19 protein-coding genes and 1 pseudogene are annotated in these 20,673 nt (G+C 72.6%); 10 read left to right on the plus strand and 10 right to left on the minus strand.

Annotation, left to right across the window (positions count from 1 at the left end; all coding sequences use genetic code 11):
* From deoC to J4557_RS42570, 6 genes are all read left to right on the plus strand, one after another.
* The coding region (deoC, locus tag J4557_RS42545; RefSeq protein WP_208272520.1) for a deoxyribose-phosphate aldolase at positions 1–635 on the plus strand (635 nt) is incomplete at its 5' end.
* 2 nt (positions 636–637) lie between these two features.
* Complete coding sequence (locus tag J4557_RS42550) at positions 638–2,068, plus strand: aldehyde dehydrogenase family protein (RefSeq protein WP_208272521.1); 1,431 nt, start codon at positions 638–640, stop codon at positions 2,066–2,068.
* Positions 2,061–2,921 carry an aldehyde dehydrogenase family protein gene (locus J4557_RS42555; protein ID WP_208272522.1) on the plus strand — a complete coding sequence of 287 codons (861 nt, stop codon included), beginning with the start codon at positions 2,061–2,063 and terminating at the stop codon, positions 2,919–2,921. Before J4557_RS42550 ends, J4557_RS42555 begins: the two co-directional genes overlap by 8 nt.
* 84 nt (positions 2,922–3,005) lie before the next feature.
* Entirely contained in the window at positions 3,006–3,944 is a 939-nt protein-coding gene (locus J4557_RS42560) for a hypothetical protein (RefSeq protein WP_208272523.1), read from the plus strand.
* A gap of 167 nt (positions 3,945–4,111) precedes the next feature.
* Positions 4,112–4,363 (plus strand): DUF2630 family protein, encoded by a 252-nt coding sequence (locus tag J4557_RS42565; RefSeq protein ID WP_190860363.1) that lies wholly within the window; start codon positions 4,112–4,114, stop codon positions 4,361–4,363.
* A complete protein-coding gene (locus J4557_RS42570; RefSeq protein ID WP_307800520.1) occupies positions 4,360–5,301 on the plus strand; it encodes an LLM class flavin-dependent oxidoreductase in 942 nt (313 codons plus the stop codon). The genes J4557_RS42565 and J4557_RS42570 overlap by 4 nt, the downstream gene beginning before the upstream one ends.
* 5 nt (positions 5,302–5,306) lie before the next feature.
* Here J4557_RS42570 and argS read toward each other — a convergent pair whose 3' ends face one another.
* From argS to plsX, 3 genes and pseudogenes are all read right to left on the minus strand, one after another.
* Positions 5,307–7,052: an arginine--tRNA ligase gene (argS, locus tag J4557_RS42575; RefSeq protein WP_208272524.1), complete on the minus strand. Its 1,746-nt coding sequence runs from the start codon at positions 7,050–7,052 to the stop codon at positions 5,307–5,309.
* A gap of 63 nt (positions 7,053–7,115) precedes the next feature.
* Positions 7,116–9,524, minus strand: coding sequence for an HAD-IC family P-type ATPase (locus tag J4557_RS42580; RefSeq protein WP_372442582.1), 2,409 nt, complete (start codon positions 9,522–9,524; stop codon positions 7,116–7,118).
* 223 nt (positions 9,525–9,747) lie between these two features.
* Positions 9,748–10,824 (minus strand): annotated as a pseudogene (gene plsX, locus J4557_RS42585) (phosphate acyltransferase PlsX); the annotation flags it as partial.
* Between the two features lie 262 nt (positions 10,825–11,086).
* Here plsX and J4557_RS42590 point away from each other — a divergent pair.
* On the plus strand, positions 11,087–11,485 hold the full coding sequence (locus J4557_RS42590; RefSeq protein WP_243777253.1) for a hypothetical protein: 399 nt from the start codon (positions 11,087–11,089) through the stop codon (positions 11,483–11,485).
* A gap of 69 nt (positions 11,486–11,554) precedes the next feature.
* On the opposite strand, the gene J4557_RS42595 is transcribed toward J4557_RS42590, so the two are convergent.
* From J4557_RS42595 to J4557_RS42605, 3 genes are read right to left on the minus strand one after another with little or no spacing between them, the layout of a single operon-like run.
* Positions 11,555–11,908 carry a hypothetical protein gene (locus tag J4557_RS42595; protein ID WP_208272527.1) on the minus strand — a complete coding sequence of 118 codons (354 nt, stop codon included), beginning with the start codon at positions 11,906–11,908 and terminating at the stop codon, positions 11,555–11,557.
* Entirely contained in the window at positions 11,905–12,915 is a 1,011-nt protein-coding gene (locus J4557_RS42600) for an alpha/beta hydrolase (RefSeq protein WP_243777254.1), read from the minus strand. Before J4557_RS42600 ends, J4557_RS42595 begins: the two co-directional genes overlap by 4 nt.
* A complete protein-coding gene (locus tag J4557_RS42605; RefSeq protein ID WP_307800521.1) occupies positions 12,912–13,715 on the minus strand; it encodes a DUF998 domain-containing protein in 804 nt (267 codons plus the stop codon). The genes J4557_RS42600 and J4557_RS42605 overlap by 4 nt, the downstream gene beginning before the upstream one ends.
* 386 nt (positions 13,716–14,101) lie before the next feature.
* Between J4557_RS42605 and J4557_RS42610 the strand changes: the two genes are divergently transcribed.
* Both J4557_RS42610 and J4557_RS42615 read left to right on the plus strand, forming a co-directional pair.
* A complete protein-coding gene (locus J4557_RS42610; RefSeq protein ID WP_208272571.1) occupies positions 14,102–15,388 on the plus strand; it encodes a KamA family radical SAM protein in 1,287 nt (428 codons plus the stop codon).
* A gap of 71 nt (positions 15,389–15,459) precedes the next feature.
* Positions 15,460–15,819: an SCO4225 family membrane protein gene (locus J4557_RS42615; protein WP_208272529.1), complete on the plus strand. Its 360-nt coding sequence runs from the start codon at positions 15,460–15,462 to the stop codon at positions 15,817–15,819.
* A 36-nt stretch (positions 15,820–15,855) separates the two neighbouring features.
* On the opposite strand, the gene J4557_RS42620 is transcribed toward J4557_RS42615, so the two are convergent.
* On the minus strand, positions 15,856–17,079 hold the full coding sequence (locus J4557_RS42620) for an MFS transporter (RefSeq protein ID WP_208272530.1): 1,224 nt from the start codon (positions 17,077–17,079) through the stop codon (positions 15,856–15,858).
* 58 nt (positions 17,080–17,137) lie between these two features.
* Here J4557_RS42620 and J4557_RS42625 point away from each other — a divergent pair, with 58 nt between their 5' ends.
* The gene (locus J4557_RS42625) at positions 17,138–18,130 is read left to right on the plus strand and encodes an ArsR/SmtB family transcription factor (protein ID WP_208272531.1); all 993 of its coding nucleotides are present in this window, start codon (positions 17,138–17,140) and stop codon (positions 18,128–18,130) included.
* A gap of 72 nt (positions 18,131–18,202) precedes the next feature.
* Here J4557_RS42625 and J4557_RS42630 read toward each other — a convergent pair whose 3' ends face one another.
* The 3 genes from J4557_RS42630 to J4557_RS42640 all read right to left on the minus strand — a co-directional run bounded on the left by J4557_RS42630 (position 18,203) and on the right by J4557_RS42640 (position 20,634).
* A complete protein-coding gene (locus J4557_RS42630; RefSeq protein ID WP_208272532.1) occupies positions 18,203–18,724 on the minus strand; it encodes a YbhB/YbcL family Raf kinase inhibitor-like protein in 522 nt (173 codons plus the stop codon).
* A 220-nt stretch (positions 18,725–18,944) separates the two neighbouring features.
* A complete protein-coding gene (locus J4557_RS42635) occupies positions 18,945–19,742 on the minus strand; it encodes an ABC transporter ATP-binding protein (protein ID WP_307800523.1) in 798 nt (265 codons plus the stop codon).
* Positions 19,735–20,634, minus strand: a complete 900-nt coding sequence (locus tag J4557_RS42640; RefSeq protein ID WP_307800524.1) for an ABC transporter permease — start codon at positions 20,632–20,634, stop codon at positions 19,735–19,737. The genes J4557_RS42635 and J4557_RS42640 overlap by 8 nt, the downstream gene beginning before the upstream one ends.
* Between the last annotated feature and the right edge of the window lie 39 nt (positions 20,635–20,673).

A 20,673-nucleotide genomic window follows, 5' to 3' on the forward strand; every position in this document is an offset into this window, starting at 1 on the left:
TGGAGACGGCCGTGGCGGCGTTGGACGGGTCGGGGGTGGGGGTCGCGTCGGTGGCGACGGCGTTCCCGTCGGGGCGGGCGCCGCTGGAGGCCAAGCTCGCCGACACCCGCGCGGCCGTGCAGGCGGGTGCGACCGAGATCGACATGGTGATCGACCGGGGCGCGTTCCTGTCCGGCGACTACGGGACGGTCTTCGAGCAGATCACCGCGGTCAAGCAGACGTGCGGCGACGCGCACCTGAAGGTGATCCTGGAGACCGGTGAGCTGGCGACGCTGGACAATGTGCGGCGGGCGTCGTGGCTGGCGATGCGGGCGGGCGCGGACTTCATCAAGACCTCGACCGGGAAGGTGTCCCCGGCGGCGACGCTGCCGGTGACGCTGGTGATGCTGGAGGCCGTCCGCGATTACCGCGCGGCGACGGGCCGCCAGGTCGGTGTGAAGCCCGCGGGTGGGATCCGCACCACCAAGGACGCGATCAAGTACCTGGTGCTGGTGAACGAGACCGCGGGCCCGGACTGGCTGACCCCGCAGTGGTTCCGCCTCGGCGCGTCGTCGGTGTTGAACGACCTGCTGATGCAGCGCCGCAAGCTGACCACCGGGGTGTACTCCGGTCCCGACTACTTCACCCTGGACTGATCATGGTGTTCGAGTACGCGCCTGCGCCTGAGTCGGCGTCGGTCGTCGACATCCGCGGCTCCTACGGGCTGTTCATCGATGGTGAGTTCGTCGATGGGCACGGTGAGCCGTTCAAGACGATCAACCCGGCCGATGAGAGTGTGCTGGCCGATGTCGCCTGCGCTGATGAGTCCGATGTGGACCGTGCCGTTAAGGCCGCCCGCGTCGCCTTTGAGCGGGTGTGGGGGCCGATGCCGGGCGCCGAGCGCGCCAAATACTTGTACCGGATCGCGCGGATCATCCAGGAGCGGTCGCGTGAGCTGGCGGTGCTGGAGTCGATCGACAACGGCAAACCGATCCGCGAGTCCCGGGACGTGGACGTGCCGCTGGTCGCGGCGTGGTTCTTCTACTACGCCGGCTGGGCCGACAAACTCGGCTACGCCGGTTTCGGTCCGGACCCGCGGCCGGTCGGGGTGGCGGGGCAGGTGATCCCGTGGAACTTCCCGCTGCTGATGCTGGCGTGGAAGATCGCGCCCGCGCTGGCCTGCGGCAACACCGTGGTGCTGAAGCCGGCCGAGACCACGCCGCTGACCGCGCTGCTGTTCGCCGACATCTGCCGCCAGGCCGACCTGCCGCCCGGCGTCGTCAACATCATCACCGGCGCCGGTGACACCGGCCGCGCGCTGGTCGCCCACCCCGGTGTCGACAAGGTCGCCTTCACCGGTTCCACCGATGTCGGACGGCAGATCGCCCGCACCCTCGCCGGGACCGGCAAGAGGCTGACGCTGGAGTTGGGCGGGAAGGCCGCCAACATCGTCTACGCCGACGCGCCGCTCGACCAGGCCGTCGAGGGCATCGTCAACGGGATCTTCTTCAACCAGGGGCACGTGTGCTGCGCCGGGTCGCGGCTGCTGGTGCAGGAGTCGGTCGCCGGCGAGGTGCTGGAGCGGCTGAAGGCGCGGATGGCGACGCTGCGGGTCGGTGACCCCCTGGACAAGAACACCGACATCGGCGCGATCAACTCCGCCGCGCAACTCACCAAGATCCGCGAGTTGTCGGCGGCCGGCGAGGCCGAGGGCGCGGCCCGCTGGTCCCCGGCCTGTGAGCTGCCCGACCGCGGGTTCTGGTTCCCGCCGACGGTGTTCACCGGGGTGGCGGCCTCGCATCGGATCGCCCGCGAGGAGATCTTCGGGCCGGTGCTGTCGGTGCTGACGTTCCGGACCCCCGACGAAGCCGTCACCAAGGCCAACAACACCCCTTACGGGCTGTCGGCGGGGATCTGGACCGACAAGGGCTCGCAGATCCTGTGGACCGCGCAGCGGCTGCGCGCCGGGGTGGTGTGGGCCAACACCTTCAACAAGTTCGACCCGGCCTCCCCGTTCGGCGGCTACAAGGAATCAGGGTTCGGCCGCGAAGGCGGACGCCACGGACTGGAGGCCTACCTCAATGCCTGAACGGACTGAACGGCTCACCGTCCGCAAGACCTACAAGCTGTACATCGGCGGCGCGTTCCCCCGATCGGAGTCAGGCAGGTCCTACCCCGTGACCGACGCCAAAGGACGGTTCATCGCCAACGCCGCCCACGCCTCCCGCAAAGACGTCCGCGACGCGGTCACCGCCGCCCGCAAAGCCTTCCCCGGCTGGTCCGGCCGCACCGCCTACAACCGCGCCCAGATCCTCTACCGCATCGCCGAGATGCTCGAAGGCCGCCGCGACCAGTTCACCGCCGAACTCCGGCACGCCGGCGCGTCCAAAACACAGGCAGCCGCCGAAGTGGACGCCGCGATCGACCGGTGGGTCTGGTACGCCGGATGGGCCGACAAGATCACCGCCGTCACCGGCGCCGCCAACCCCGTCTCCGGACCGTACTTCAACTTCTCCACCCCCGAACCCACCGGCGTCGTCGCCGTCATCGCCCCCGACTCACCCCTGCTCGGCCTGGTCTCGGTCATCGCACCCGCGATCGTCACCGGCAACACCACCGTCGTCATCGCCCCCCAACCCGCACCACTCCCCGCCATCACCCTCGCCGAAGTCCTCGCCACCTCCGACCTGCCCGGCGGCGTCATCAACATCCTCACCGGACACCGCACCGAACTCGCCCCCTGGCTCGCCACCCACATGGACGTCAACGCCATCGACCTCACCGGCGTCCCGGACGCCGACGTGCCCGCTCTGGAGGACGGCGCGGCCGAGAACCTCAAGCGCGTCTTCCGCGCCGCCGAGGACTGGTCCGGCGACCCCGGAACCGCACGTATGACGGCGTTTCTGGAGGTCAAGACGGTGTGGCATCCCGTGGGCGTCTGAAAGTGGAAATGGCGTGGAGTGTGTAGAGCGTCACGAACGGTGGAATAGAACCCCCCGTAACTGATCATCACGGGGGGTAGATCAGTGCCTACCAAGACCGCATCGCGTACGACGACGAGCCGAGGTACGGCCGCTCGTACGAAGAGCACCACGGCGAACAAGTCCACGGCCGCCAAGAAGACGGCCTCCAAGAGCACCTCGGCCGCCAAGTCGCCGTCGAGGTCCACGACCAGCCGCTCGACCGCGAGGAAGACTCCGGCGAAGCGGACCAGCGCCGCGTCGAGCCGGACGTCCACGGCCGCGTCGACGCGCGTCACCAAGGCCGCCGACCAGGCCAAGGCCGCCGCCACGCAGATGAAGTCGGTGGCGACCAAGGCGTCCTCGTCGGCCAAGGCCATGACCGCGATGACCAAGGCCATGACCACCGCCACCAAGGCGATGACCGACGCCGCCAAGGCGATGAACGCCGCGGCCAAGGACATGGGGAAGCAGCAGGCGGCGGCCCGTTCCACGGCGGCCAAGAGCAAGACGGGCACCACCGCGCGCAAGAGCACGTCCGGGACGGCCCGCAAGTCCACCTCGGCGGCGAGCCGCTCGCGGTCCACGACGTCGGCGCGGGTGTCCTCGCCGAAGTCGACGGCGCGCAAGACCACGGCGTCCAAGACCCGGCCGTCGACCGCGAAGAAGACGACGGCGGCCAAGCCGCGGACGAGCGCCGCGCGCAAGTCCACCGCGTCCTCGTCCCGGACGACCGCGAGCACCCGGAGCGGCACCGCCCGCAAGAGCGGCACATCCCGCTCGTCCGGGACCGCCCGCAAGGCGGGCGCCGCCGGGGCGGGCGGGGCCGCCGCGACCCGCCCGCGAGCGGGCGGGACCACGGCACGCCGGACCGCCGAGTCGGCGACCGCGCCGCCCGCCGGACCGCTGGTCGAGCCCAAGACCTCCAACGGTCTGCAGCACTCGACCGGTACCGACGGCGGCTTCCTGAGCGGCCTGACCAGCGCCGGCCAGCGCGAGCGCTGACCGTCGCCCGGACGGCGTCCCCGGGGGTCCGCCCCAGGGGGATACCGACCCGCCCGGCGCACGGCGCCGCGCCCTGCGGGACGCGGCGGCGGCCCGCGGGCGGAGCCGGCCGCGCACCGCACTCCGCCGGCCGGCGATCCACGACGGCCGGCTCACGGGAGGGCCCATTGGACGAGAAGGACATCCTGGCGCGCATCGACGAGTACGTCGGTGAGGAGCAGCGGCTGCGCGACCGCTACCAGCGCGGCGACCTGGACCGCGACGAGGAGCACCGGCGGCTCGAGGACCTCGAGGTGGCCCTCGACCAGTGCTGGGACCTGCTGCGCCGCCGCCGCGCCCGGATCGACGCGGGCAGCGACCCCGGCGACGCGGACGCGCACGTCCGCCCGCCGGACGAGGTCGAGGGGTACCTGCAGTGACGCAGCCCCTGACCCGGCGGCCGCTGCGCTTCGGCCTGTCGCTGGCGCCGGACGCGTCCGCGCCGCTGGTCCGCATCGCGCAGGACGCGGACCGGTACGGGCTCGACCTGCTCGGCGTCCGGGACCGCCCGTACCTGCGCGACACCGCCGACGCGCTGACGCTGATGGCGACCGCGCTGGCCGTCACGTCCCGGATCCGCGTGCTGCCCGCCGTGGCGTGCCTGCCGCTCCGGCCGCCCGCGCTGCTGGCCAAGGCGCTCGCCACGATGGACGCCCTGAACGGCGGGCGCGTGGAGCTCGGGCTCGGCGCCGGCACGTCCTGGGACGGCGTGGAGTCCTACGGCGGACGGCGGCTCGGCACCGCCGCCGCGCGCCGCTCCCTGGAGGAGGCGGTGCAGATCATCCGGCTGCACTGGAGCGACCAGAACGGGCTGCGCTTCCAGGGCGAGCACCACCGGTTCGCCGCCGCGCAGGCCGGGCCGGCGCCCGCCCACCAGATCGGGATCTGGTTCGGGGTGACCGGGCCGCGCGCGCTCGATCTCGCGGGGCGCGTCGCCGACGGCTGGATCGCGCCGTCGTCGCTCGTCCCGCCGAAGCGGCTCGCCGAGGGGCAGCGCCGCCTCGACGACGCCGCCGTCCGGGCGGGCCGCGCCCCGTCCGAGCTGCGCCGCGTCTACCTGCTCGAAGGCTCCATCGACGCGCGGGACTCGCGCGGCTTCCTGCACGGCCCGCCGCGCCAGTGGGTCTACGAGATGACGGAGCTGGCCGTGGGCCACGGCGTCGACACGTTCCTGTTCGGCGGCGACCCCGAGCAGCTTCCGATCTTCGCGCTGGAGGTCGTCCCCGCGGTCCGCGAGCAGACCGCCCGCGAGAGGCGGGGCCTCTCCGCCGGGCCGGCGCGGCACGCCGCCCCGGCGCAGGCCGCTCCCGCGCACTGACCCCGCTACATGCGTTCCGGTGTGGGGACGCCCAGCAGGTGGAGGCCGGTGGTGAGGGTGCGGAGCGTGACGGCGCACAGGGCCAGGCGAGACGCCTTGGTGGCCTCGTCCGGAGCCTTCAGCACCGGGCAGTTCTCGTAGAAGGTGGTGTAGGCGTCGGCGACCGAGTAGACGTAGGTCGCCAGCTTGTGCGGCTCGGCCGTCTCGCCCGCCTGCTCCAGGACCGCGCCGAAGCCGAGCAGTTGCAGGGCCAGCGCGCGCTCGGCCGGATCGGTGAGCGTGATCGGGCCGGTCGCCTCGTCCGGGGCGAGGCCGCCCTTGCGGAAGATCGACCGGATCCGCGCGGCCGCGTACTGCAGGTACGGGCCGGTCTTGCCGTTGAACGAGATCATCCGGTCGAGGTCGAAGACGTACTCGCTGTCGCGCGCCACGGACAGGTCGGCGTACTTGACCGCGCCGACGCCGACGTCCTGGACGATCTCGGCGCGGGTGGCGTCGTCGAACGGCTCGTCGTGCTGGATCTCGTCGAACACCGTGCCGGCCCGCTCGACGGCCTCCTCCAGCAGCTCGGCGAGCTTGACGGTGCCGCCGGCGCGGGTCCGCAGGATCTTGCCGTCGGTGCCGAGGACGTTGCCGATCTGCGCGTGGTCGGCGCGGACGTCGTCGTTCAGCCAGCCGGCCATCCGGGCGACCGCGAAGACCATCTGGAAGTGCAGCGACTGCGGCGCGCCCACCACGTAGATCATCCGGTCGATGTGCTGGGTGTCGACCCGGTACCGGATCGTGGCGAGGTCGGTGGTGGAGTAGTTGTAGCCGCCGTCGCTCTTGCGGATGATCACCGGGAGGGGCTCGCCCTCGCGGCCGGTGAAGCCGGGCGGGAACGCGCACAGCGCCCCGTCGCTGATCACCGCGATGCCCTTGTCCTCGAGCTCCTGGACGGTCGGGGCGAGCAGGTCGTTGTAGAAGCTCTCGCCCTTGATGTCGTCGTCGGTGAGGGTGACGCCGAGCAGCCCGTAGACGGAGTTGAAGTACTTCTTGGACACGTCCACGAGGACGTTCCAGAGCCGCAGCGTCTCGGGGTCGCCCGCCTGCAGCGCGACGACCCGCCTGCGGGACCGGTCGGCGAACCCCTCGTCGCCGTCGAACTTCGTCCGGGCGGCCTGGTAGAAGGCGGTGAGGTCGCTGACGGACGAGTCGCCCCGCGCGGCGGCGTCCTCGCCGAGGTCGAGCAGGTGCTCGATCAGCATGCCGAACGGGGTGCCCCAGTCGCCGACGTGGTTGTCCCGGACCACGTCGTGGCCGAGGAAGTCGAGGATGCGGGCGATCGCGTCGCCGACGATCGTGGTCCGCAGGTGCCCGACGTGCATCTCCTTCGCCACGTTCGGCGAGGAGTACTCGACGACGACCTTCTGCGGCGCGCCGGTCGCGGGGACGCCGAGCCGCGCGTCCTCCAGGGCCCGCTGCGCCTCGCCGGCGATCCATGCGTCGCTGAGCGTCAGGTTGATGAAGCCCGGCCCGCTGACCTGCACGTCCGACACGACGCCGGCGACGTCGAGGTGCTTGACGATCTCGTCGGCCACGTCTCGCGGCTTGCGGCCCAGCTTCTTGGCCAGCGGCAGCGCCACGTTGGCCTGAAGGTCGGCGAACTGCGACGGCCGGATGACCGGGTCGGCGTCCGCGTACGACGGTCCGAAGGCGGCGCTCAGCGCGTCCTGGACCCGGGCGGCGAGTACGAGTTGCGGATCGGGCATGTTCCAAGGTTATCGGCGCGCGCCTACCGCATGGCACGGGTTTTCGGCCGCGCGGGCGGCGCGTCACGGCGTCCTGCGGCCGAGCCTCACCGCGAGAGCGCGGAGCCTTCCGGCGCGAGCGCGGAGCCTCGCGGTGAGGTCGGGGACGTACCGGAGCGCGACGGTCAGCAGCACCGCCGCGGCGATCGCGATCGCCAGCGCGACCGCGTCGTTGCGCGTCTGACCGGTCTGGAGGGCGAAGAAGCGCCGCAGCGGCGGGACGCCCAGGACGACGGCGAACGCCGTGCCCATCGCCGCGACCAGGCCGAGCCGCCACAGGTTCCACGGCCGCGCGATGAGGGCCAGCACCCACAGGGTCAGGACGAACAGGGCGATGGAGGCCGTCGTGCTGTCGTCGGCGAAGTCACCAGTGGGGCGCTCGGTGGCCAGGTAGTAGCCCGCGAACGTGGCGCCGCCGCAGGCGATCCCCGCCGGGACCGCGAACCGCAGCACGCGCGGCACGAACCCGGGCCTGGCCCGCTCGGCGTTCGGCGCGAGCGCCAGGAAGAACGCCGGGACGCCGATGGTCAGCGAGCTGATCAGCGTCAGGTGCCGGGGCAGGAACGGGAACCGGACGTTCACGAGCCCGACCAGCACCACCAGGATGATCGAGTAGACGGTCTTGGTGAGGAACAGGTTCGCGACCCGCTCGATGTTGCCGAGGACGCGCCGCCCCTCGGCGACGACGTGCGGCAGCGTCGCGAAGCCGTTGTCCAGCAGCACGACCTGCGCGACGGCCCGGGTCGCGCCGCTGCCCGACCCCATCGCCACGCCGAGGTCGGCGTCCTTGAGCGCGAGGACGTCGTTGACGCCGTCGCCGGTCATCGCGACCGTGTGGCCCTTCGACCGCAGCGCGCGGACCATCGCCTGCTTCTGCTGCGGCCCGACCCGCCCGAACACCGAGTTCGCCTCCAGGACGTCCGCCATCGCCGCGGGGTCGCCGGGGAGCGTGCGGGCGTCGACGGGGTGGCCGGCGCCGTTCAGGTCGAGGGCGCGGGCGATCGCGCCGACCGAGACCGGGTCGTCGCCGGAGATCACCTTCACCGCGACGCCCTGCCCGGCGAAGTACCGCAGGGTGGGCGCCGCCTCCGGCCGCAGCCTCTGCCGCAGGACCGCGAGCGCCGCCGGTTCCGCGGTCGCCGCCACGTCGAGCCGGTCCGGGTCGCCGAACGAGCCGTCCGGCACGCGGGCGAGCGCCAGCACGCGCAGCCCGCCGGCGCCCAGCTCACGGGCCCGGCGGCGGGCCGGGTCGTCCGGGCGGAGCAGGACGTCCGCCGCGCCGAGCACCCAGCAGCCGCGGCCGCCGAACTCCGCGCCGCTCCACTTGCGGGCCGAGGAGAACGGGACGGTCCCGGTCGCCGCCCAGGGCTCGGCGGGCGCCGGGAGCCCGTCCAGGACGGCCCGCATCGTCGCGTTCGGATCGGGGTCGGACGCGGCGAGCGCCGCGAGCGCCTCCCGCGCGGGCAGGCCGTCGCCGAGCACGACCACGTCGGCGAGGTCCATGCCGGGCTCGGTGAGCGTGCCGGTCTTGTCGACGCACAGCACGTCCACCCGGGCCAGGCCCTCGATCGCGGGCAGCTCCTGGACCAGGCAGCGCCGCCGCCCGAGCCGGACGACCCCGACCGCGAACGCGATGCTGGTCATCAGCACCAGCCCCTCGGGGACCATCGTGACGACGCCCGCGACCGCGCCGACCACCGCGTCCGAGGCGTTCCCTGCGGAGGAGAACTGGGTGGCGAACAGCAGGACGGCGGCCGGGACGATCAGCCAGGTCACGTACTTGAGGAAGGCGTTGATGCCCGCCATCAGCTCCGAGTGAGCCAGCGAGAACCGGCTCGCCTCCTCGACCAGGCGCGCCGCGTAGGCGTCCCGGCCGACCTTCGCGGCGGTGAACGCGCCGCCGCCCGCCACCACGAAGCCGCCCGACCGCACCTGCTCCCCGGGCGGTTTTCGGACCGCGTCGGCCTCGCCCGTGAGCAGCGACTCGTCGACCTCCAGGCCGTCGGAGGAGACCACGCCGCCGTCCACGACGATCCGGTCTCCGGGCCCGAGGACGATCAGGTCGTCCAGCACGATCTCCTGCTGCGCGACCTCGCGGACGGCGCCGTCCCGGCGCACCCGCACGGGCGTCTCGCCGATCACCGCGAGCCGGTCCAGGGTCCGCTTCGCGCGCAGCTCCTGGACGGTGCCGATCGCCGAGTTCGCCACGATGATCAGGCCGAACAGCGCGTCCTGCCACTGCCCGAAGATCAGCACGAGCACCAGCAGCGACCCGATCAGCGCGTTGAACCGGGTCAGCACGTTCGCGCGGACGATCTCCGGCACCGATCGGCTGGAGCGGCGCGGCACGTCGTTGGCGCGGCCCGCCTCGATCCGTTCGCGCACCTCGGCGCCCGTCAGCCCCTGCTCGGCCGCCGCGGGCACCCCGTTCACACCGGCGATCTCCCCGGCCCGTCCCGGACTATGTCGCGGCGGGCGGCTCGGTCCGTTCCGGTGCGGCGCGGTCGCCGGCCGGTGCCGTGGCCTCCGGCGCCGGCTCCGCGGGCCTGGAGGGCTCCGGCGGACGCTCGGGGGACTTCGGCCCCCTGTCCGCCCTGTCGGTCTTATCGGCCCTGTCCGCCTTGTCGGCCCTGTCGGCCTGAGAGTCGCGCTCGCCGTGCGTCCACCGGCCGAACCGGGACGTCCGCGTCGCCCCGACCTGCTCGCGGATCCGCTCCACGATCCGCCCGGCCGCCAGCCGGTGCGCCAGCTCGCACGCCGAGGTGATCGCGCGGGCGTGCGAGGCGCCGTGCGCGATCACGACCGTCCCGTTCAGGCCGAGCAGGACGCCGCCGCCGTAGGTGTCGGGATCGAGGCGCTCGCGCAGCTCCAGCAGCCGGCGGCGCTGCAGCAGCGCGCCGACCCGCGCGGGCGCGCTCGCGGTCATCGCGCCCCGGATCTCCGAGAACGCGGTCCGGATCGTGCCCTCCATGGTCTTGAGCGCGACGTTGCCGGTGAAACCGTCGGTCACGACCACGTTCACCTCGCCGCTCAGCAGGTCGTGGCCCTCCACGTTCCCCGCGAACTCGATGCCGTGGCTGCCGCCGGACAGCAGCTCGTACGCCCGCTTGGTGACCTTGTTGCCCTTGCCCGGCTCGGCCCCGATCGTCAGCAGGCCCACGCTCGGACGCTCCACGCCCAGCAGGATCTGCGCGTACGCGGTGCCGAGCGCGGCGAACTGGACGAGCCCCTCCGGCTTCACGTCCACGCTGGCGCCCGCGTCCAGCAGGATCGTCGGGCGCGGCGAGGTGGGCAGCGTCACCGCGATCGCGGGCCGCATCACGCCCTGCTGGCCCTTCAGCCGCAGCCGGGACGTCGCGACGACCCCGGCGGTGCTGCCCGCCGACACCAGCGCCGACGCCCGGCCCTGCTTGATCAGGTGGCAGGCGATCGCGATCGACGACTTCGGCTTGCGCCAGCTCGCGAGCGCGCCCTCGCCCATGTCGAGGGCCTCCTCGGCGTGCACGATCGGGATCTTCCCGGCGACGCCGTGCCGGTCCAGCTCGCGCTGGATCCGCGGCGCCTGCCCGACCAGCACCACCCGCACGCCGTGCGCGCGGACCGCCTCGACCGCGCCCTCGATGATCTCGCCGGGGGCGTGGTCGCCGCCCATCGTGTCGACCGCGATCGGCAGCGGCCGCACCGTCGCCGGACGGCGGGCCGCCGGGCGCGGCGGCTCGCCTTGACCGGTCATGGGTCGCTCCAGGAGGGAGAGGGACGGGTGGCGCGCGCGAGATCCGCAGCTCATCGCATGGTAAGTCCTCGGTTCGGGTGCCTTGGCGGTGCGCGGCCCCGAGGTGGCGAGCCTCACGCGCCCGGGAACGCCGCTCCCGCCGCGCCCGCCGCGCCGGACGGCCCGCGCGCACGGGCAACGAATGCGCATGATCAGGGAAAAGTCCGGCACTCGCCGCATGTGATCCAGTACGGACGGTGATGTACCGGACGTGGAAATGGTGATGAATCGCAAGAAGGCCCTGATCCTGGGCTCCGCCGTGCTGTTCGTCCTGCTGGTCGCGGGCGGCGCCGCGTGGCTCCTGGTCACCTCGGGCGGTGAGCTGACCTACAAGACGCAGGCGGCCCTGCGCAAGGCGATGCCGGCGAAGGCCGCCGACGAGCTGAGCGTCCGCGGGGTGAACCTGCGGTCGCCGCTGAAGTGCGAGGACCTGCCCGGCTGGACGAGGAAGAGCATGCGGGTGTCCTGCACCGGCACCACCGCCGACAACAAGCAGGTCAAGGTGCTCGGCAGCGGCGAGCAGGAGGCCAAGAGGAACTACTTCACGATCCTCGTGGACGGCCGCCCGGTCGTGGAGAACGCGCAGTGCCTGGGCGCCTCCTGCCACAAGAAGAGCGGCTGAGGCGGCGGATCGGGAGCGGCGCGCTCGGGACGTGCGCGCCCGGGACGTGCGCGCCCGGGAGGGACGCGGTCAGGAGCAGCCGAGGCCGAGGCAGCCCTGGTGCAGGACCTTCCGCCCGGCGACGGTGACGGTGTAGTCCTCGACCGGGTGCGCGCTGTCGGCGTCGCGGGCGGTGCCGGTCACCACGACGGGCTGCCCCGCCTTCGTCCTCGCCGTGCAGGACACCCGGACGGTGTCGCCGGTCTTCGGCGTCCGGCAGGACGGGCGGGCCTTCAGCCGGATGTCCCGCTTCTTCAGCTCGGCCACGACCCCGTCGGTGACGGCGTTGCGGTAGGACTCCTCGGAGATCCGCTGCATCACCTTGCACCCGGACAGGGTCGCGCCCAGCACCACCGCCAGCACCAGGGCCAGGGCGCGCCTCATGCCGTCTCCTCCGCCCGGAGCACCGCCGCGACCGCGTCGGCGACGGCGTCCGGGCGGTCGAGCTGGACCATGTGCCGCGCGTCCGGGAGGTCGACCTGGCCGCCGTAGGGCGTCATCTCCGCCAGCCGCGCGTGCGCCTCCGACCACTCGCGCTTCTTGGCCCCGCCCCTGACGTCGCCGAGCGCGGTCAGCACGACCACCGGGACGGCCGGGAACGGGCGGCGCTCGCGGAGCCGCGCCAGGTCGACGGCCTGCTCCCGGTAGGCGAGGTCCTCCGCGATGACCGTCCCGAGGACGGTCCCGCGCCCGTACACCGAGCGGACGACCGCGTCCGGGACCGGTTCGTCGCGCCGGCTGGTGTGCTTCAGGACGGCGCGGCGCCCGATCGGCCCGAGGACCCGCGCCAGCCGCGTCGCGCCGAGGAGGACCCCGGTCGTGGTCGCCAGCGGCGTCACGGCCGCCGCGAACCGGACGAGCTCGTGCGGGTGCGGCTCGTAGCTCGGGTCGACGAGCACCAGGCCCCGCACCAGGTCCGGGCGGAGCCGGGCGAGCGCCTCGGCGTGGAACCCGGCCATCGAGTGCGCGACCGCGATCACCGGCCGGCCGGCCCGCTCGGCGAGGGCGGCGAGGACGTCCGCCTCGCGGCGCAGCGTCGGCGGGGCGATCGCGGCGGGGCTGAGGCCGAGCCCCGGGCGGTCGAAGGCGATCACCCGGTGCCGGTCGCGCAGCAGGTCGACGCTGGGCCGCCAGTCGAACCAGGCGCCGCCGAGGCCGGAGCTCAGCAGCAGCGGCGGCCCGTCCGCAGGCCCCTCCTCGACGACGTGGACCTGCTCGCGGCCCACGTTCACGACCTCGCTCACGGCGGCGCGGCCGTCGTGCGCGGCGCCGCCCTGAAGCACGGTGCCGCCCTCGACCGCGGTGCCGCCCTCAAGCACGGTGCCGCCCTCAAGCACGGTGCCGCCGTCGTTCATGGTGTCGCCGTCGTTCACGGCACTGCTGTCGCTCATAGGTGCGTCTTCTCCCGTAGCGGCGGGGAGGCCGGGGCCCGCCCGGCGTTCCGGCGGTCGGCGTAGAGCGCCCAGGCGATCAGCAGCAGCCCGCCGCACAGGACGCTGATCTGCACGCGCTGGATGATGCCGAGCCAGCGGCCCAGGTACATCGCGAGCAGCGTGCTCAGCGCGAACACGGTCTCGGCCGCCGCGACCACCCAGCCCCAGCGGGCCAGCACGGGCCACCACCCGTAGCGGCGCGCGGCCAGCGACAGCAGGAACAGCGCGATCACCCCGCAGGTGATCACGACGGTGCTGGTGACGGAGTGGAACTCGTGCGAGAACGACACGTGCTCGGAGCGCTCCCGCAGCGCGCACCACGTCTCCAGGTTCGGGGCGCAGTCCAGCGGGAAGGAGGCGTCCCCGATCGCCCAGATCCCGAACAGGCCGAGGAACGCCCAGCCGGCGGTGGCCAGCGGCCGGCGCCGCAGCCGGCGCAGCGTGCTCGCCGACACGATGATCGACAGGACCCCGGTGATCAGGTCGCCGCCGCTGTACACGAGGTGGAACGGCTGGTCGATCGCCGACAGCTCGCTGACGTAGCCGTTGACGACGTCGAGGTCGGGGCTCAGCACGTTCTCGAGGACGAACGAGGCGTAGAAGAGCGCGGCGAGGAACGCCAGGACGATCACGTAGCGCGGGGCCGCCCCGGGGCCGCCGGGCTCCTGGAGATCCGGTCCGCCGGTGCCGGGTCGGGGCGCGATTTCACCCTGGCCATCGGCCGGCTCGGCCGGACTGTCCGTGTCATGGGAGTGCACACCAGCCCCTTCGCCCGTCCGCGGTGCCGCCCTCGCCAGTATTTCCGAACATCGTGTCAGCGTGTGACCTGGGGCGCCGTTTCCGGAGTATCCGCTGGCCGAAGCGTGGCCCCGTCGTGACGGAGAGGTTGACGTGCCGTAGTCGTTGAACATGGGGCGGGGCGTCCACGATGATGCAGGGGCGATTTGTCGGGGTCGGGGCTGACCAGCTTTTTCCCTACCATGTACGGGGTATCAATACAGTATGAACCGGTCCCAAACGGTTGAATGGGGGTGTCCTGCGGCTTTCTGATCACCGTCCGTGACGACGCGCCCGGGGGCCCGCTTTCCCCCATGACATCAAGGAGTACCAACACGTGACACTGGTGAACGACGCGGCTCCCGAGATGCGATCCACAGGTCGCAAGTTCCGCGCCTTCACGGCGAAGCACCTGGACGAGCTCACCGCTCGCGCCGGTCTGTCGCCCGAGCAGCGGCTCGCGACCCGAGCGGTCGCGACGGTCCTGCCCTTCCGGACCAACGCCTACGTCATTGAGGAGCTCATCGACTGGTCGGCCGCGCCGGACGACCCGATCTACCGGCTGGTGTTCCCGCAGGAGGACATGCTTCCCGCCGAGGACGTCGCACGCCTGTCCGACCTGCTGCGGCGCGAGGCTCCCAAGGCAGAGGTCGAGGCCGCCGCGCACGCCGTGCGGATGAAGCTGAACCCGCACCCCGCCGGGCAGATGGAGCTCAACATCCCGAGCTTCGGGGACGGCAAGATCCCCGGGATGCAGCACAAGTACGGCGAGACGGTCCTGTACTTCCCCAAGCAGGGGCAGACCTGCCACGCGTACTGCACCTACTGCTTCCGCTGGGCGCAGTTCATCGGGGAGCCCGACCTGAAGATGGCCGGTGACGAGCCGACCGCGCTGCGCGACTACCTCCTCGCCAACCCCCAGGTGACGAACGTCCTGTTCACCGGCGGCGACGCGATGATCATGGGCGAGCCGGTGCTGCGCCGCTACGTCGAGCCGCTGCTGGAACTGGAGCAGCTGGAGGCCATCCGGATCGGCACCAAGTCGCTGGCGTACTGGCCGCAGAAGTTCGTCACCGACCCGGACGCCGACGACATGCTCCGGCTGTTCGAGCAGGTCGTCGAGTCGGGCAAGAACCTCGCCTTCATGGCGCACTTCTCGCATCCCCGCGAGCTGGAGCCGCTCATGGTCGCCGAGGCGTGCCGCCGCATCCGCGACACCGGCGCGGTCATCCGGACCCAGGCCCCCCTCATCCGGACGATCAACGACGACTCCGCGACCTGGGAGAGCATGTGGCGGACCCAGACCCGGATGGGTCTGGTCCCGTACTACATGTTCGTCGAGCGCGACACCGGTCCGCAGGACTACTTCGCCGTCCCGCTCGCCCGCGCCTACGAGATCTACCGGGACGCCTACAAGAACGTCTCGGGGCTCTCCAGGACCGTCCGGGGCCCGTCCATGTCCGCCACCCCCGGCAAGGTGTGCGTGGACGGCGTCGTCGACCTGATGGGCGAGAAGGTGTTCGTCCTGCACTTCATCCAGTGCCGCGACGCGGACCTGGTCGGCAAGCCGTTCTTCGCCAAGTACGACCCCGACGCGGCCTGGCTGGACGACCTCAAGCCCGCCTTCGCCGACCGTTTCCCCTGGGAGAAGTAGGTACCTTCCGGGCGCCGCCTGAGTAGCGGTACTCAGGCGGCGCCACCGGGCGCGCGGCGAGCATGGCGGGCATGTTCTCCTTCTCCGCCCGCGCCCCCCGATCCCCCCGGCCCCCTCGCAGCACGGTCGAGCGGGTGCGGCTCGCCGTCGCCGTCGCCTACGCCGCCGCCGTCATCGCGGCGACCGGGGTCGTCATCGGCGCCGACCTGTTCGCGGACGACCCCGGGTTCATCGGCGTCCCGCTCATCATGATCACCTCACCGCTGTCGATGGCGGGCTTCTACCTCCTCGACCAGCTCGGGGAGATGCCGCAGGCCCTCGGCGCCGTCATGTTCTACGTCGTGACGACGGGGGCCGGGGCGCTCCAGACCTGGCTGCTGTGGCCCGGGCGCCCTCGCCGACGTACTGCCGGAAAGGCGCCGTCGGCGTAGGCGGCGCCCGGCCGGGCGCCGCCGGACGGGGCGCCGTCAGCGCAGGTGGCGGTGGAGGGCGAGCGCGGCGAGCACCGCGGCGGCGCCGCAGAGGGCGATGACGTGCGCCGGGGCGAGCAGGTCGCCGAGCGCGCCCGCGCCGCCGATCGCGGCGGCCTGGCCCGTCATCACCCCCGTGTTCGCCAGCCCGATCGCCTGGCCCCGCACCGTCTCCGGCGTCGCGTCCACGAGCCGGCGCTGGAGCGGCAGGTCGTAGCCGAGGCCGACCGTCCCCGCGAGCATCAGCGCGCAGGCGAGCGGCAGCGGAGGGTGGAGGGCGAACAGCGTCAGCGGCGCGCCCGTCAGCAGCGCGAGCGGGAACGTGAGCCGGTCGCGCAGGTCCGGCCGGACCCAGCGGCCGACCAGCAGGTTCCCCGCGAACATCCCGGCGGCGGCCGACGACAGCATCAGCCCGGCCGCCCCCGGATCGCCGAGCCCGCTCGCGTACGGGATCGCCATCCCCTCCGACCCGACGGACAGCGACAGCGGCAGCCAGAAGGCCAGCAGCAGGCCCCGCGTCGTGCGCGCGCCGAGCAGCCGCCGGTTCACCCGCCACGTCTCGCGCGCGACCCCGGAGCCCCCGCGGTTCGGCGCCGGCACGTCCGGCAGCCCGAACCGGGCGAGCGCCACGGCCACGGCGGCGCTCGCGGCGGCCAGCCAGAGCGTCCCCGCCGGGGACAGCGCCGCCAGCAGCAGCCCGCCGGCGGCCTGCCCGGTGATCTGCGCCCCGGCGGACGTCATCGTGAACAGGGACCGGCCGAGCACGAACCCGTCGCCGGGCAGCAGCGCGGGCAGCCGGCCCTGCACGGTCGCGCTCCCGACCGGCGCGAACAGCCCGAGCAGGGTGATCAGCGCGATCGTCCCCGGCAGCGGGACGGCGCCGCACGCGAGGACGGCCGTGACGGCGAGGCGCAGCAGGTGGAACCCGGTGAGCAGCCGCCGCATCGGGACCCGGTCGGCGAGCGAGAGCAGGACCGCGCCGCCCACCGCGTACGGGAGCATGCCCGCGCAGAACACCAGCGCCGCGGCGAGGGCGGACCCGGTCCGCTCGAACGCCTGCACCGACAGCGCGATCATCCGGACGGAGTCGCCGGTCACCTGCAGCGTCTGCAGGCCGAACAGCGTGCGGAACTCGGGGACGCCGAAGACGTCGCGGTAGCGCGCGGACGCGGCCGGCCCGGCCGGCCCGGCGGGCCCGGGGGGAGCGGTGGGTGCCGTCATGCCGACCAGACTCGGGCGGGGGGACCGGCCTGGATAATGTTTCGGGGAGGAGCGAAACATGTACCGGATCGAGGTGGGGCCCGGCGACCTCGCGGCGAGCCGGTTCGGCATCGCGCCGCTGCACGAGACGATCACCGCGCTCGGCCTGGCCGCAGGGCGCGCGCCGGCCGGTCCGGTGGGCCCCTGGATGGAGCGGGCGCGCCCCCGCTACGCGTCGATCGCCGCCGACCCGGCGGTCCGGGCGCTGGCGTTCCTGCGGCGCCGCCACGGGTACATGGCCGACTTCGTCCAGCCGCCGCCGGGCCGCCCGAACCTCACGGTCGCCGAGCAGCTCGCCGTCGCCCGCGCCACGCCCCTCGCCCAGGCCCGCGAGGAGATCGCCCGCAACCTCGACGGCCTTCCTGCGCCTCCGGACGACGTCCAGGCGGTCCTGTGCGGCCCCGACGTCGTGCGGCGCCTCAGCGACGCGCTGGAGGCCGCGTGGGGCGCGCTCGTCGAACCGGACTGGCCGGTGCTGCGCGCGATCCTCGAACAGGACATCGTGCACCGAGCGGGACGGCTCGCCGCCTACGGCTGGGCGGAGGCCCTCGACGGCCTGTCCCGGAAGGTCCGGTGGCGCGCCGGCATGATCGAGGTGGACATCCCCGACGAGGGCGCCTACCGGCTGGACGGCGCCGGGCTGATGTTCGTCCCGACCGTGTTCTCCGAACTCGGCGTCACGCTGGAGCGGAACTGGCCGTACACGCTGATGTACCGGGCCAGGGGAGTGGCGGCCCTGTGGGAGGGACGGGAGCCGCGGGAGGGACGGGTGCCGCGGGACGGCGACGCGCTCGCCCGGCTGCTCGGCCGCACCCGCGCCGACCTGCTGCGCGCGCTCGCCGAGCCCGCCACCACGACCTGGCTCAGCGCCCGGCTCCGGGTGAGCCTCGGCGGGACCGGCGACCACCTCGCGGTGCTCCGCGCCTCCGGCCTCGTCACCCGCGAGCGCAGCGGCCGCGCCGTCCTGTACCGGCGGACGGCCATGGGGGACATGCTGGTCGGCGCCCCGTGAGGCCGCCCCGGACGACCGGGACGGCCCCACCAGGACGCCGGCAGCGGGCCTCGGCAGGGACGCCGGACGGCGTCAGACGCCGAACTCGGGGATGATCGTCGCGCGGGCGAGGGTGTGGGCGGTGATGTTGAAGCCCGCCACGGCCGGGGAGACGTCCGAGCCGATCCCGAGCGACTCCACGTCCAGCGCGTGCACCGTGAACACGTACCGGTGCGGGTCCCCGGGCGGCGGCGCCGCGCCGCCGAACTCCTTGTTCCCGTAGTCGTTGCGGGCGTGAATCCCGATCGTGGAGTCGGCGGTGCCCGCGCCCGTGGGCAGTTCGGTGACGTCCGCCGGGATGTCGAACAGCGTCCAGTGCCAGAACCCGCTGCCGGTCGGGGCGTCGGGGTCGTAGCAGGTCACGGCGAAGCTCTTGGTCTCCGGCGGGAACCCGGACCAGCGCAGGTGCGGGGACTGGTTGCCGCCGCTGAACCCCCAGTCGTCGAACACGTGCTTGTCGTCGAGCCGCTCGCCGTGGGCGACGTCATCGCTGGTCACGGTGAACGACGGGACCTCGGGAAGGTGCTCGTGCGGAAGCGGTGGCCGGCCGGCCATGGCGACCTCCTCGTCAAAGGATCAGTTGTCACTCCATCTCTATCAGGCGGGTCAGGTCTCGACCGCGCCCATCGTGAAGCCGGTGACTGCGGCAGAGGGGTGTCCTCCAGATGCAGCCGCATCACGACGCGGGTGAGCGACAGGAAACATCCAGAGACGGCCGGACAACTCTCGGGAACTCTGGACGTGCGGGTCACAGCGGCCTCCGCTGTGACCTGGATCACTTACCGGCGGCCTCGCTGTAGGCCGCGATGACCTCTTCCGGATCGCCGTCCATCCGCATCCGGCCCTCGTCGATCCAGATGACCCGGTCGCACATCTCCTTGACCGTGTCCAGCTGGTGCGCGACGAGGAAGACCGCGCCGGCCTCCTTGCGCAGCTCCTCGATCCGCTTCTTGCTCTTGCGCTTGAACTTGGCGTCGCCGGTGGCGAGCGCCTCGTCGATCAGCAGCACGTCGTGGGTCTTCGCCGCGGCGATCGCGAACCGGAGCCGCGCCCCCATGCCGGACGAGTACGTCCGCATGGGGTACTGGATGAACCCCTCCTTGAGCCCCGCGAAGTCGACGATCTTCTGGTACTGGGCCTTCGTCTCCGTCGGGGTCATGCCCATCGCCAGGCAGCCGAGGACGATGTTGCGCTCGCCCGTCAGGTCCTTCATCAGCGCCGCGTTCACGCCGAGCAGGGACGGCTGGCCGTCGGTGTACACCGCGCCGCTGTGCGGCGGCAGCAGCCCCGCGATGGCCTTCAGCAGCGTCGACTTGCCGGAGCCGTTGGTCCCGATGATCCCGACCGCCTCACCGCGGTACGCGACGAACGACAGCCCCTTGATCGCGTGGACCTCCTTCATCGAAGGACGGCTCTTGCGGCGCAGCACCCGGGAGAACGCGCTGGCGGCGTTGCCCTTCCCGCCCGCGCCGTACACGCGGTAGATGATGTGCAGGTCGTCGACGACGACGATCGGCTCGCGCGTGGGGTCGACGTCGATGGCCGCCCCGCCGCGCACCTTGGTGTCAGCCACGGCCGTAACGCTCCTCGGCACTGAAGAAGAACAGGAACCCGCCGATCAGCGCGACGGCCGACCAGATCCCCGCGTAGAGCCACAGCTGGGCGGTGGACTCGGTCATCTTGGTGTGCACGAAGTGGCGGTACTCGCCGAGCAGCTGGTGCCGGCTGAGCTCCACGTACACGTAGGCGGGGTTGGCCTTGAGGATCTCGCCGATCCACGGGTGGGTCTTGAGCGCGTGGCTGCGGTGCAGCAGGTCCGGCAGGCTGAAGATCACGCCGGACAGGTAGAGCCAGGTCCGCATGATGAACGGCAGCAGCTGGGTGACGTCCCGGTTGAACGCGCCGAAGCGCGCCATCACCATGCTGATCCCGACGTTGAACAGCAGCTGCAGCAGCAGGACCGGGACGAACATCAGCATCTGGATGTCGATCGGCTCGCCGAACGCGAACACGATGCCGAGCAGCACGATCAGCGACAGCAGCAGCTGCTGGAGCTCCACGGTCGCGATGGCGAGCGGCAGCGTCGCGCGCGGGAAGTGCAGCGCTCTGATCAGCGACAGGTTGTCCCCGACGGACTTGGAGCCCGACGTGATCGAGCGCTGGGTAAACCCGAACATGAACACGCCCGTCACAAGGAAGGGAATGAAGTCCGGTACGCCGCGCTTGGTGTTGAGGAGGACGCCGAAGATCAGGTAGTAGACGGAGACGTTCAGGATCGGGGTCAGCAGCTGCCAGACCTGACCGAGCCTCGAGTCCGTGTACATCGAGATGTTCTTGGCCGAGGCGAACGCCCAGATGAAGTTGCGCCTGGCCCAGACGCTCTGGATGTACTTGCGCAGCGGGGGGCGCGCCGCGCTCTGCCTCAATCCGTACCGTGCGGCGTAGGCGGCCAGCGTCTCGTTCACGTGAGGAGACTCCGCGATCGTGCCGACCGACTCGCCACC

The sequence above is a fragment of the Actinomadura nitritigenes genome, assembly GCF_017573545.1.
GTDB classification, from domain to species: domain Bacteria; phylum Actinomycetota; class Actinomycetes; order Streptosporangiales; family Streptosporangiaceae; genus Spirillospora; species Spirillospora nitritigenes.